We start from the raw sequence: 13,586 nt of genomic DNA on the forward strand, positions 1-13,586 counted from the left end.
GACAACGCCAATTGCGTTTGCACCATGGTTAAGCAGCGACGTCACGTCGTAGGTCTGGTAGAGCACGCGTTTATGAAAGTCTGTCCAGCCCGGCGCGAGCAGAGTATTGGGCGCTACGGATTTTCCGTTGATGAATGCCTGGTAAGCCCCCAGTGCGGTAATACTGAGGCGAGCTGTGCGAATGGAAGAGTCAACACTAAAGTTCTTACGGAGAAGTGAAGCATCCGTTGCAATACGGTCCGGTCCCGGAATAGCGCGCTGCCGATCTGTACCAAGGCCAAAGGACTGGGACAGCGTACCTACTGTTTGTACGCTTTGCCAGGCGCTATCAGCGGTCGAGCGCGCCTGCCATTGGTCGTTGGTTACGATACGTTCCTCTTTGCCGTCTTCATGCGTGACATGAATGGAAGCGGCAAAGGCCGCTGGGGCCGTTTTGGGTGGCGCGCCCGCTTGATGCGAGATGACGTCGACCTCAATCTCGTTATCGCCAGGGTGGAGCAGGAAGGCGATCTCTTCACGGTCAAATGCGCCCCACTCATCGTGATGACCCGAGACATGACCATTGACGTGAGCAATGAACTGTCCGCGTGCGAGGATATGCAGGCTCGCGGCGATCGGCTTGTCCGTGAGATGCAGGTGATAGAGAAAGTGCGCCGGTGTAGCAGAGAGTACATGCATTGGATCTGAATTCGCCAGCCAGATCCAACGGAGCCCGGCAAGCTCCTGTTCAGAGGCAAGGTCTTTACGCGTGATCCATTGCGCCTTCCAGTCAGCAGCACTTATAAGGCCGGACTCAAACCATGCCGGTGCGGACGTGCTCTCCTTGCCCTTGTTATCCCAGGTGCGAACCGCCCACACATAATGCTGCTGCGGCCTGATCGCAGCGCCAGCATAGGCAATATTGACTGATTCCGAAGATTTGATACGTCCCGAGTCCCAGGCGTCTGTTTTGCCCGGGCGAAGATTCTTTACATCTGTACTAACGAGGATTTCATACGCGGACTGCGTCCAGTTCGTTGTCTTCGCATCACTCTGCCAGGAGAACGTGGGGTTTGGCGTATCGATGCCAAGCGGGTTTTCGAGTGCGTTGGTTCGAAGGTGAATCGGATCGGCTTTGACACACGTTACCAAGATGAAAAGGGATAGAACGAGCTTTAGCATTTGGGTTGAACTCTCCGGGTTCCAATTGAAAGATATTACCTATCGAAACAACGATATGCCAATTATGACAGCACGCTATAGATTCCAATGGAGAAAACGCGAAAAGAACATGCCGTTCTTCGCAAGTTTACGCGGCACCTTGATGAATGGCTCCCCCGGCCTTATTGAGATTTCAATTCCCTTCACCGAAGAACCAGAAGTCTATAACCGCATCGGCCAGAAGGAGATATAAAGCGCCATAGAACATTCTCACGGTGATCGCTCCTTACATCCCGCCAGTTCCGTGGTGATGGATGGAGCTGAGGGCGGAAAGGTGCCGCTGTCGCTAACCGGCAGGTAGGAAAACCCACCAAGTCTCATAAATCTTTACGCGCAAGCTCTTCTTTGCAGCCGCAGGAGCGTCGAAGAACCAATCGATTGGCAAGCACTACAGGTTCCCTCTTCATCTTCCTAAAACCCTTAATACCGTGATGGCTTTCGAGCTGTTCGAAGAGAAGCTCAGCGGCTTTTCGACCTAAATCTTCGATGGGCTGTTGAACTACGCTGATGGACGGGTGCAATGTCGCTGCCAGTTCAAAATCATCGAAACCAAGCAGAGCAAGACGTGAAGGGATCGAAACCCTAAGTTGATGTAAGGCCTGAACAACTGCAGAGGTCGAGCTGTTCTTCAAGGTGAATACGGCATCGGGTGGCCGGCGGCCCTTCAAGTGCCCAGCAAGCAAGCGAGACACCAAGGTCGTATCATCCAGGCTTGTGTCTATCAGGGACGGAAGCCCTGCCTCTTCCATCGCCTGACAATAGCCACGCAGCCGCTCACGAATCGTATATAGGTCTGGTTCGCTGCTGAAACAGAGAATGCGCTTATAACCATGCTCAATCAGGTGGAGTGTGGCATTGCGTGCGGCCTCGAAATTATCAGTGATGACGCTCGAACAGCCGCTGCCAAACAGCGGCCGATCAAAAGTCACAACCGGGACAGCGCTGTTCCTGACACATCTCGCAAGCTCCTTATTATCCGGATCGGAGGGAACAATGAGCAACCCATCTGGTCTATGCCTCATCAACACATCTAGGCTGCTTATTTCAGCACCGCTCAGATTCATGGTGACAGCAACGATCAACAGGGAGTCGTGGGCTTTGGCTATTCTACCTGCCGCTTCTGCGCAGCTCGCGAAGAAGTAGTCAGAGATGCTTGGAACCAGCAGTCCTACGGTTTTGGCGCGTCCTCCTTTGAGGACACGTGCCGCGTGATTCGGCATGTAACCGAGTTGCTGAATGGCGGACTTGACCTTCCGCATCGTACTTGCACTGACGTTGGTGCCACCATTGACAGCACGCGATGCCGTACCGACACCAACACCGGCCAAGCGAGCCACTTCTAAAAGCGTCGGATGCGAACTGCCCTTTCTCATTGGGGCTGGCTCATTTCCATTTGTGAAAGTCTACTCCGAATCAAATATTTTTATAAACCAACTTCTTTGCCGCTTCACTACTATCTAGGCCTATTGACCTAGATAGTAGCTTTACCGTCGCACACGCAAAGTTTTTTCGATGAAATCCACTCTTGCCGTATTGACAGTTCACTATTCACTTTCTTACTATCTACGCGAATTGGAAACGTTTCCAATCATGTTGGCTCAATGACACGCTGCACGCCCAAACATCAATCCGGGCGAGCGTATCTGTGTGGAGGAAGTATGCAAGACCAAGCGAAGAGAAAATCGATCCTGTCCCTAAACCTGTTTCGGATGACCAGAATTCTGAAATTCTCCTCTCTCACCTGCTTCCTTCGACGGAGTGTCTGCATAGCTCAACTTGCACTTCTGTCCATGCTGCTGTGTCTGCCATTGGTAGCCACGGCTCAGTCAGACTCGTCGTCACTCTCAGGTACCGTGACGGATCCCAGCGGAGCCGTTGTGCCGAATGCTCGAGTAACGGCTCATAACGAGTCCAACGGGCAGGATCGCGCAGTGCAAACCAACGGCTCCGGCTCTTACACCATCACGAATCTGCCGCCTGGCAATTACACGGTGAAGGTGGAAGCAAAGGGGTTTGGGACCGTGGTACAGAAGGGCACGCACCTCGACCCAAATATCGGCAGTCGTTATGATGCCGCACTGATAGTAGGCGAATCGAGTACAACCGTAGAGGTGGAGGCGGACGCTAATACACTGCAGACAGAATCTGCTGCGGTGGGGCAGCTGGTAACCAGCGAGCAGGTGAAATCAATCCAGCTGAACGGTCGCAACCCTATCTATCTCTCCCAGCTCGAACCGGGTGTCGCCCGCAATGCGCCCTTATCCTCGTTCAACTTCTCGCCGGACTTCTCCGGTCCTACGATCAATGGCGCGCGCAGCAATGAGAGCATGCTCACATTGGATGGCGCCCCGATGATCCGCACGCGCTCAAATGGCACAACGATTGGAGTGGGCGACGTCGATTCGATTTCCCAGGTTCAGATCCTTACCACCGCTTATCCTGCACAGTATGGAGGGACATCGGGCGGTGTGATCATCCAGGTCCCTAAGAGCGGCACCAGCAATTTTCATGGGACCGCCTATGAGTACCTCCGCAATTCGTTCTTCAATGCCAACACATGGACCAGGAACCAGTCGGATCAGGCTTCCATAAGTAATCATCCACCGCCCTTTCGATTCAACCAGTTCGGCTGGAACCTGGGCGGACCAGCCTACATCCCCCATATCTTCAATCAGAACAAGCAGAAGCTCTTCTTTGAGGCTGGCCAGGAGTTTCTTCGCTACCGGCAGAACTCAACCCAAACTGGCATTGTCCCTACTGCTTTGATGCGTCAGGGAAACTTCAGCGAGTTGCTCGGACCGAATATCTTCTATCAGAAACCCGTCCAGCTGGTGAATCCATCAACGGGGCAGAATTATCCGAACAACGTGATCACGAGCGGCCTTAGCCCTAACGGTATTGGGTTGCTGAATTCCTATCCACTACCGAATGAAACAGGTAATCCCGGCTTCAACTGGGAGACCTCCGAGCCTTATCCCCAGAATCAAAGGAAAGATACTCTCGTTCTGGACTATATCCCTTTCGAAGCGCACCACATTCGTTTTAGTGTGCTGAACTATAACTACAATCAAGTAAGTCCATTTTCCAGCGACTTCACCCAGTTGCCCCAGGTGTGGAACTGGCCCAATCAGGCTGGCATCGTCCACTACACATGGACTATCAATCCAACAACCGTGAATGATGCAACCTTTTCAGCCTCGGCCGACCATGTAACGATCACCAACGATCTATCGAGTGGACTGTATAACCGCACTCTTTACGGAATTAATTATCCGTACTTGTTCCCCGCCGCACAAAAAGAAACTCCGGAGAAGATACCGACGGTTGAAATCGCCAATTTCACGACCGTAAATGGAGGTCCGTATCCATCGCACTCAGGCGGACCTATCTTTACTTTCGCAGATAACCTAACCAAAGTCGTAGGAAGACACACTCTGGTGTTCGGTGGGATATGGCAGTACTCCGGAGAAAACAACAACGACCAGATTAGCGTAAGTAGTACCACGCCTGGCGCAACGAACAATCAAAATGGTCAGTTCATCTTTACCGACACTCGGACGGGGCATCCTACCTCGAACGCCGCGGTTGCAAATGCCGCGCTTGGTCTCTTCGATACCTATGGTGAAATTGGCCAGAAAACCTACACTTTATTCCGTGGGCACATGTATGAGGGCTTTGCGCAGGATCAGTGGCGAGCTACGCCGAAGATGGTAATGGAGTTCGGTCTTCGCTACAGCGTAATGCAGCCCTACTACGCACTTTGGAGAAATCAGTCCTTCTTTGATCCGAAATCCTACAATTCTGGGACAGCGCCAACGGTCAATCCCATTACTGGATTTACAACTGGTGGCGATCCGTATGATGGCATCGTTATCCCAGGTAGTGGTTTTCCCAGTTCAGCTCAGGGCCATCTTCCCGCAAGCATTCTGAATGGACAGTTCCAGGACCTCTTTCGCGGTTATGATCCTGGCTACTCCAAGACCGTTTGGTCGGACATTCAGCCACGCTTCGGCATAACCTACCAGGTCAGTCCGACAACAGTCTTGCGCGCCGGCGGTGGACGTTTTGTCCAGCGCATCGGAATCAGCGACCAGGTGCAGGTCGGTGGCAACGCCCCCTTCCAGAGCAGTGAAACGGTCACGGCCGGATCAGTCGATAATCCGGGTGGCGTCGGGACGAATTCGCTGCCGCTTGCGCTTTCCTCACAGGCGTACAACTTCCCGAATCCTGAAGCCTGGAGCTGGAATGCCACCGTGGAACAGGATTTCCCGAAGTTCGCAACTCTAACTCTCGCGTATGTAGGTCGTCGAGGCATTCATCTCTCGCAGTTGGAAAACATCAATCAGCTGCAACCCGGCACAATACAAGCCAATCCAACCGTTATTGCGCAAGATGCCCTGCGCCCCTATCAGGGATTTTCGACAATTCTGCAGGACACGAATGCAGGGAGCTCCATCTACCATTCCTTGCAACTCAACCTTAAACGCCGCATGACAAAGAATGTGCTCTTCGGTGTTGCGTATACCTGGTCGAAGAGTATGGACTTCGGATCGAGCGCAGGCTACGAGCTGCCGAATTACTACAACCCTGCCCCCAACTATGGTCCAAGTGATTTCGACATCCGCAACATACTTGTCGTGAATTATGTTTGGGATATTCCATATGCAACGAACTCGACGAACAGGCTAGTTCGCAGCACGCTCGGAAACTGGCAGGTTTCAGGAGTCACTCAAGCGCAGACCGGTATACCAGTGCAGATCGGCACTGGAGACGATTTTGCCGGAGTCGGCGCAGGAGCAGGAACGCAGCTATGGGATGTAACGCATACGCCGCTACTACAGAAGCGATTCAGCGGAAACGGAAGTACGGGTCACTGGTTCGATCCGACCGCATTTGTTCAACCGGCACCCGGCACTTTGGCGCCCCGCGGTACTCGCAACCTGGTTTATGGCCCAGGCTTCCAGAGCTGGAACGCGGCGCTCGTGAAAAAGATTCATATCATTCCTAACCACGACAATCATGTAGTGACCTTCAAGGCGGAGGCATTCAACCTGACAAACCATCCGAACTGGGATGCGCCGGACAGTAACCCCACTAGCGCCACCTTCGGGGAGGTGACCTCAAAAGGAACTACATACGCATCGGATCGCGAACTGCAGTTTAGCCTGCGATACGAGTTTTAGAGCTCTCGGCCCAGGCGCGAACAAGCCAGTTGCACTTGGGCCTTGGACTTTGCCACTACAGGTTCTACTAAAACGCTCAATAGACCTCATATCCCACTTGCGCTGCGTCCCAGCTCAAGTGGGATTGTTGTGTCGGGGCGACTCACAGGTAATGCTCCCATTTCTATTGGGCAATTAGACCCTCCGGCTGAGCCAACTATACTGCGACGAATCCAGCATTTTGGGCGGCCGGAAGCGATCCATCCGCTTCTCAACCTCTCCGCATTCCAGAAGTTGCGAAACGATACGAAAGGCACGTTACGGAGTATAAGTTCACATCCGTTTCTGCGTTTATCTTTACCCCAAGCATAGCCTGCCTTATGCTTTCAATCGATTCGAGTATTGGATATTTCGCTCCCCATGGTTCTATTTCGCGGGATAACCTTTTCCCAGATTTAGGCGTCAGACGAACGTTTTTCTTCTTGCGCTTTCGGTCTAGATGTCTATATGATTCGACAAACAGAAACATCAGCTTTATTGATTTCACCCCACTAATGCGGGTGTTGGAAAGTTTCGCTGCGGTTGATTTGGCATTCGCACCAAAAGGAGCAGCGAGGGAGTTCCATTCAGCCACTTGAGGTGGTTTTTTGAATGCGATCTTCTGCCCTTTACCGATTCATTGAACCGCCCTTGTAGAGATGAGGTATGAAGAGCTAGACCTTCATGCTGCATGCATTCGCAGATCACATAGCTATTCAGCGGCACACGGCTTTAGAAAGCACCACAAACTCAACACCGATACCTACATATTGCTGCCACAACAAGACTTACTTATGGAGGATTCATATGCGCATGCTACGAAATCCAGGAATCTGTATTTTGGCATTAGTGCTGGCCTTGGCCGCCTGCATTCCATCTTTTGCTCAGACAATCACTGGATCCATCACGGGAACAGTAACAGATCCTTCCGGAGCGGTTGTCCCAGGGGCCAAGGTAACTGTAACTAATGTATTGACGGGGGTAACCACGCCCACTACAAGCAATCCCAGCGGTATTTACGCGGTGCACTTCCTGCAGATTGGACAATACAAGATCACCGTCGAATCACCCAGCTTTGCGAGCCAGACGACCAGCGTCTTCACTCTTGAGGTCGATCAGGAAGCAAGGGTCAATATAGGGCTTAAGATCAATGCCACGACCAGCACCGTCATTGTTACCGATACGGCACCGATCTTGAATACGGAAAATGCAACAACCGGCGATACCATCACAGCAGAGGCGGCCACCGAGCTTCCGGTTCAATCCCGCAACTTCTCTTCACTCACGCTGCTAGTTGCCGGCGCAATCTCGCCCAATCCCCAAGCCCTGGATAACGTGGGTCGCGGCGCCTATAATGGCGGATTCGATGTCAACGGCAACCGCGAACAGAGCAACAACTACACTCTCGACGGCGCCGACATCAACGAAGCAATCGATAACTATATCGGCTACAGCCCGAATGTCGATGCGCTCGGCGAAGTTCGCATCATCACTGGTAACTCGACCGCGGAGTACGGCAATGCCAACGGCGGCCAGGTCGTGATGGTCACAAAGAGCGGCACCAACCAGTTCCATGGCAACGCATTCTTCTTTGGGGAAAATCAAAACCTCAATGCCAACACCTGGGCTGCCAAACATGGAAACGCCCCACGTGCCCCGTTCAATCGCGCTATGTTTGGTGGTACATTCGGCGGCCCGATCCTACACGATAAGCTCTTCTTTTTTGTCGACTACCAAGGAGCACGCCAACATTTTTCAACAGTGGAATTGCGCGCAGTCGTCCCCGCCGCTCTTCGAACCGGAGCGGGAATAACAAATCCAGCTGCTATCTATCTCTTCGCCCACCCGGAACTTTATCCCGATCCCAATGCTGCAGGAAGCAATGGAACAGTCACCGCCAACTACGTCGGATCCTCAAGTCAGGCTACGGTGAATGATCAAGGCGATGCGAAGATCGATTGGAAGTTCAGGAACAACGACACCATCTCCGGCCGAGTTTCAATTGGCCGCGAGCATGACGGTTATTCCAAGGTTGCACTGCCTACGGATATTCCAACGAATAATAATGACCCTTACACTGGTTTCATCCTGAACTGGACACATGTTTTCTCGCCCAGCATTGTCAATGATGCGCGAGCCGGAATCGGCCGCACCCGCTACATTCAGACCCCAACCGATGTTTCCGGTCAGTGGGGCCTCACCGGCAACGCGAAACTTGGCATTCCTGGCACACAATTAGTCCCGGGCTTCAGCACCCTTGTTATCGGCAATGGCGCCAACTCCGGACTGGTTGATGACATCGGTGCTCCACAAGGACAGGACGGCAACGGTAGCTATGGCGGTATCGACAGCGACAGCATCGTGAATGCCTTCACTTACGGCGACAACCTCACCTGGCAGCTTGGCAAACAGACACTGAAGTTCGGCGGCCAGGCGCTACGCTACCAGGAGAACCGTTACTACTCCGGCAATGACGGTACCCTTGGCTGGTTTGGCTTCAATGGCAGCTTGACCCAGTTTTTGGCAGACCAAGTCACCTCGGAGGGCCAGGGCGCGCTCACAGGTCGTTGGGGCCAACGGCAGTGGCGAGATGCCTTCTTTGTGCAGGATGATTACAAATTCACCTCGAATCTGACACTGAACTTCGGCCTTCGTTGGGAGTATGACCAGCCCTACACCGAAGTCAACAATAAACAGGCAAACATCAACATCACAACAGCCGCGATTACCAATGCCGGTGTAAACGGTGCGCCTCGCGCGCTCTACAACGCCTTCTACGCCGGATTCATGCCCAGACTCGGCTTCTCCTGGTCACCCGAATTCTTCCATGACAAGTTCGTGCTCCGCGGCGGATATGGCATGACGAACTTCCTCGAAGGCACCGGCGCAAATCTTCGGCTTACCCTCAATCCCCCATTCTTCGTCGACGCATCCTGCACAAACATTCAGCCCTGCGCCAATGGAGCCCCCTTCCTCAGTATCACCAATGGCTTCTATCGTCCTTCCGATCCAAACACCTATGCGGGTAACGTGCGCGCTTGGCAACCAAACCTTAAGCCGGCGCTTATTCAGCAGTACAACCTCACAACGGAGTACCAGCTCGACAACGTGACCTCTCTAACCGTTGCCTACCTCGGTCAGAATGGCAACCATCTGGTCGACCCACGTCAGGCAAACCAGGCCGCTTGTCTCACCTGCGCTCTTCCAATCGCTACACTCTCCAAGGTAAATCCAGCGTTGAGCCAAATCACCAGCATCAGCTACACGGAATCCGAAGCAATGATGAACTACAACTCGCTGCAGGTTACCGCGCGCAGACGTGCTTCTCATGGACTCGAGTTCCTGGCTAACTGGACTTACAGCAAGGGCCTCAGCAATAACCTTGGCTATTATGGCGCAAGCGGTGGTGCAGGTGACTCACAAAGCGCCTACTGGCAGGATGCCTACAATGGCGGAGCGGATTACGGTCCTACTTATTTCGACTCCAAGCACAACATCTCGATCTCCGGCATCTACGAGCTTCCCTTCGGCCGGGGGCGGCAGTTCGGTAGCGGCATGAACTTCATCGAGGATGAGGTTGTCGGAGGATGGAAAGTCAGCAGCATCATGAGCTTCCACACCGGCTTCCCCATTACGGTCTCGTCCAACGCCTACTACTCGAATACTGTCAACGCCAACGCGGCACGCGGCAACCATCTTCGTACGTTGAAGATTGTAGGCCGTTCAGAAACGCAGTGGTTCGGAACCGATCCTTCGGTCCTTCCTTGCCCCTCCGGTACAGATAATGGTGTATGTGCTTACAGCGAGCAAAGCGCAACGAGCTTCGGCACTGCTTCTGTCGGTTCGGAACGCGATCCCGGCTACCAGCAGGTCGACCTCGCCCTCTCAAAGGACTTCGCGGTCGTACACGGCACCCACCTTGAGTTCCGCGGCGACTTCCTGAATGCCTTCAACCTGGTCAGCCTGGCTCCGCCAAGCAATAGCGCCTCATCCGGGAGCGGTTTCGGCCAGATCTCCAACACCGTCAACGAACCGCGCAATATCCAACTAGCGTTGAAGTTCGTCTTCTAACTCAAACGGAATACTCCAACAAAGAGACGGCGAAAGATATCTTTCGCCGTCTCTTTTATCTTGATTACACTTTATTCGACAGCCAACGTACTGCCTGCAGCTACTAGTCCACCATCGCAGAGAAGATCTATGAGCACCATGATTGAGCCTATGAAGTCCTCCGCCATCGCTACAGAAACAGCCATCCACGCTCCCAGAGTTGTATCGATCGACGTCTTTCGTGGACTAACCATGACCCTGATGATCTTCGTCAACGAACTGGCGGGAGTCACCGGTCTTCCCTGGTGGAACTATCACGCTCCCGCAAAGATGGATGCCATGACTTACGTCGACATGGTCTTCCCTGCCTTTCTTTTCATCGTTGGCATGACGATTCCGATAGCCCTGGAACGGCGGCTCCAGAAAAACAGCTCCATGTCGAGCACATTCCGGCATGTGCTGCTTCGTACTGTAGCTCTCATCATTCTCGGACTGATTCTCGCCAACGCCGAACAAGGCAATCGCAACTTGTTCGGAATAAGTACGAATCTATGGGCAATTCTTTCTCTGTTCGGAGCGGTACTTTTGTGGAACGTCTATGGACGCTCCGAACGTTATCGCGTTCTCTTCAACGTGCTGCGTTTCGCTGGCCTTGCGTTGATGTTGACGATGCTTCTTCTGTTCAGGAGGACGACCCATCAAGGCCATATCGCCTGGCTCAACATCTCCTACCCAGAGATCCTCGGCCTCATTGGCTATACCTATCTCTCTGTCTCGATCCTCTATCTCGCAACGCGCCGGTGGCAATGGGCACCCCTGGTGTGGCTTGTAGTTCTAACGGCACTCTGCGCCTTCAGCACCGCAAAATGGATATCGTTTCCGCGAACGACGCCACTCTATCTATGGCCCCTCGGCAACGGAGCCATGGCCTCGATCTCCATGGCAGGAGTGCTGTTATCCAGCCTTTTTCTCGGCAAGCTCAGCCATCGCTGGCCAACCCTTCGGCACAAAACAATAGGCGCTATAGCCTTCGCCTTGCTCTCGCTTCTGTGGGGATGGCTGCTCACTCCACTAGGCATCTCAAAGATTCGCGCCACTCCTACCTGGTGCCTCTACAGCATCGGTAGCAGCGTCTTGTGCTTCACGCTGCTTTATTGGATCTGTGATGTGAAAAAGTGGAATCGGTGGACAGCGTTCACGCGCCCTGCCGGAGAGAACACACTCCTCACTTATTTGTTACCGGATTTCTATTACTTCGTCACTGCCGCAGTAGGACTCACATATTTCACAACACATGCGAACGAAGGCTTATCCGGTGTTATCAGATGCATCATCTTTACGGCTCTGATCCTGTCCATCTCCGCGCTTCTGACAAGATGCAGACTGAGACTGCAACTTTGAGCTCGCCTCTCTCCTCGTCACGGCAATGGAATCTTCCGGTATAGAAAGAGATAAAACGAATCGCTGCAAGTTGCTCTGACCACACGGAGCTTCTCTGGTGTTTCCTGGATGAAAGCCGTTCGATTCAATAGAACCGAAATACAGTTCTTCCTTTTACATCAACGAACAGGCTCCTGGAGTAGAATTGCCAGCGCTGCACAAGACTGGACGCGGCTTGGTGCCACGCCTACAACCCAGGGAAGGACGGCGTGGCCGTTTCCTGGAACGGTCGCACGGTTCTAAACTTCGGGCCATGGTTGTGCCCGGAAGGAGTTGGTATGAGTGAAGCCCCCAAACATCCTGGTCTTGACGGTCGCGCACGCGACAAGGACGGACGGATCGACCACAAGCATCCCACGACCAAAATCAAGCACCTTCGCGAACACTACGGTCATCACTTCGCCCCTGATTGGGACGGGGAGCGCACCCTTGGCGAGTTGCTCCAGGAGACCAAATTCGAGTCTCTTACCCAATACGTGAAACACCACGGCCACCACCCGCTGAATGAGGCCTAACAAGTTATTCTGGGCAAAAAACTCCGGAGAGGCAGGCGGGGCTTTTCAAAACTCCGTCTGCGCTTCCCGTTAGGATTCCTCAACCTCAGCGGCAAGATACTCTTGCGAGTTGAAGAGAGCGCGGTCCATCGACCGCACCCATTCCGTAGTGTCCTCGGCTGACTTCCCTGCCGCCTTCGATGCCGCAAACTCCGTACGCAGCGTTTGGAACTTCGCTTCCAGATCATCGAGTGCGCTAAGCAACATGGCTTCGGGGGTCATTGGCAGCTTCGGCGAACCGAACTCAAGCTTGCCATGATGTGACAGAATCATATGTTCCAACAGCATCCGCAGCCGGTCTGGAAATAAGTCCGGAGCAGTCTCTGAACTCTCAGCGGCAGCTATAGCCTGAGCATTGAGGCCGGCAATCTTCTCGTGCAGCATTCCCTGCGCGATCGAGATGTGGCCGATCAACTGACCTTCGAGGGTGTAATTGAAGTTCGATCGCCATGACAGTTCGCGCACCTTACCGATGTCGTGCAGGATCGCACCAGCAACCAGCAGGTCGGGATCTACTTCGGGGTAGAACGGCAAGGTAGCCCGGCAAACCCGCACGAGCATCAACACATGCTCCAGCAGTCCGCCGATCCACGCATGGTGCAGCCGCTTGGCGGCCGGAGCTGTGACGAATGCCGGTCCAATCAGTGGATCGTCGAGGAACGCGAGCACCAACGCGCGCAGATGATGATTCGAAAAAGCATCAACGTAGCCGCGAAGTTCGGTGTTCATCTCGGCAACATCGAATTTTGTTGTCGGAACGAAGTCGGCTGTATCTATCTCGCTGTCTGCAGCCAACCGCATCTTGGTGAGCGTGATCTGAAACTTGCCCTGATACTTCGATACCTGCCCCTGTGCTTTGACGTAGCTGCCTTCCGCGCATTGCTGCACGGCTTCTGCGAAGTCGTCCCACATGCGTGCTTCGAACTGGCCGGTCTTGTCGGCGAGCGTCAATGCAAGGTACTGCCCGCCTCCACCCTTGCGATCACGAACACCAATTGTGGCGATACAGAAGAAGCTGGTGATGCTCTGGTTGTCGAAACGCGCAGCGTCGGCGATGAAGAAATCTTTCATGAACAGGGGCAGTGACAAGTGGTAAGCGATTCATTCATCTACTGACTTGTCACTTACCACTCGTCACTTT

At 53.4% G+C, this 13,586-nt stretch carries 8 protein-coding genes; 5 read left to right on the forward strand and 3 right to left on the reverse strand.

Annotation, left to right across the window (positions count from 1 at the left end; genetic code table 11):
• On the reverse strand, positions 1–1,161 hold a 1,161-nt coding region (locus GSQ91_RS25835; RefSeq protein WP_254064402.1), incomplete at its 3' end, for an alpha-L-rhamnosidase N-terminal domain-containing protein.
• Between the two features lie 64 nt (positions 1,162–1,225).
• On the opposite strand from GSQ91_RS25835, the gene GSQ91_RS07315 reads away from it, so the two are divergent.
• Positions 1,226–1,393, forward strand: coding sequence for a hypothetical protein (locus GSQ91_RS07315; RefSeq protein ID WP_158820644.1), 168 nt, complete (start codon positions 1,226–1,228; stop codon positions 1,391–1,393).
• A 124-nt stretch (positions 1,394–1,517) separates the two neighbouring features.
• On the opposite strand, the gene GSQ91_RS07320 is transcribed toward GSQ91_RS07315, so the two are convergent.
• Positions 1,518–2,573, reverse strand: coding sequence for a LacI family DNA-binding transcriptional regulator (locus tag GSQ91_RS07320; RefSeq protein WP_158820646.1), 1,056 nt, complete (start codon positions 2,571–2,573; stop codon positions 1,518–1,520).
• A gap of 417 nt (positions 2,574–2,990) precedes the next feature.
• Between GSQ91_RS07320 and GSQ91_RS07325 the strand changes: the two genes are divergently transcribed.
• From GSQ91_RS07325 to GSQ91_RS07340, 4 genes are all read left to right on the forward strand, one after another.
• Entirely contained in the window at positions 2,991–6,383 is a 3,393-nt protein-coding gene (locus tag GSQ91_RS07325; RefSeq protein WP_371417091.1) for a carboxypeptidase regulatory-like domain-containing protein, read from the forward strand.
• Between the two features lie 825 nt (positions 6,384–7,208).
• Positions 7,209–10,472, forward strand: coding sequence for a TonB-dependent receptor (locus GSQ91_RS07330; protein WP_158820650.1), 3,264 nt, complete (start codon positions 7,209–7,211; stop codon positions 10,470–10,472).
• Positions 10,473–10,601: 129 nt separating this feature from the next.
• Positions 10,602–11,852, forward strand: a complete 1,251-nt coding sequence (locus GSQ91_RS07335; protein ID WP_254064403.1) for a DUF5009 domain-containing protein — start codon at positions 10,602–10,604, stop codon at positions 11,850–11,852.
• Between the two features lie 317 nt (positions 11,853–12,169).
• On the forward strand, positions 12,170–12,406 hold the full coding sequence (locus GSQ91_RS07340; protein WP_158820652.1) for a hypothetical protein: 237 nt from the start codon (positions 12,170–12,172) through the stop codon (positions 12,404–12,406).
• A gap of 69 nt (positions 12,407–12,475) precedes the next feature.
• Here the strand turns inward: GSQ91_RS07340 and GSQ91_RS07345 are convergent, their stop codons facing one another.
• Positions 12,476–13,534, reverse strand: a complete 1,059-nt coding sequence (locus GSQ91_RS07345; RefSeq protein WP_371417092.1) for a 3'-5' exoribonuclease YhaM family protein — start codon at positions 13,532–13,534, stop codon at positions 12,476–12,478.
• Between the last annotated feature and the right edge of the window lie 52 nt (positions 13,535–13,586).

Source organism: Granulicella sp. S156 (genome assembly GCF_009766105.1).
Classification (GTDB): domain Bacteria; phylum Acidobacteriota; class Terriglobia; order Terriglobales; family Acidobacteriaceae; genus Granulicella.

What these genes read in the sequence shown, in the direction of transcription:
- GSQ91_RS07340 (WP_158820652.1), top strand. Translation starts at nt 12,170, where the DNA reads ATGAGTGAAGCCCCCAAACATCCTGGTCTTGACGGTCGCGCACGCGAC.
- GSQ91_RS07335 (WP_254064403.1), top strand. Translation starts at nt 10,602, where the DNA reads ATGAGCACCATGATTGAGCCTATGAAGTCCTCCGCCATCGCTACAGAA.
- GSQ91_RS07330 (WP_158820650.1), top strand. Translation starts at nt 7,209, where the DNA reads ATGCGCATGCTACGAAATCCAGGAATCTGTATTTTGGCATTAGTGCTG.
- GSQ91_RS07325 (WP_371417091.1), top strand. Translation starts at nt 2,991, where the DNA reads ATGCTGCTGTGTCTGCCATTGGTAGCCACGGCTCAGTCAGACTCGTCG.
- GSQ91_RS07320 (WP_158820646.1), bottom strand. Translation starts at nt 2,573, where the DNA reads ATGAGAAAGGGCAGTTCGCATCCGACGCTTTTAGAAGTGGCTCGCTTG.
- GSQ91_RS07315 (WP_158820644.1), top strand. Translation starts at nt 1,226, where the DNA reads ATGACAGCACGCTATAGATTCCAATGGAGAAAACGCGAAAAGAACATG.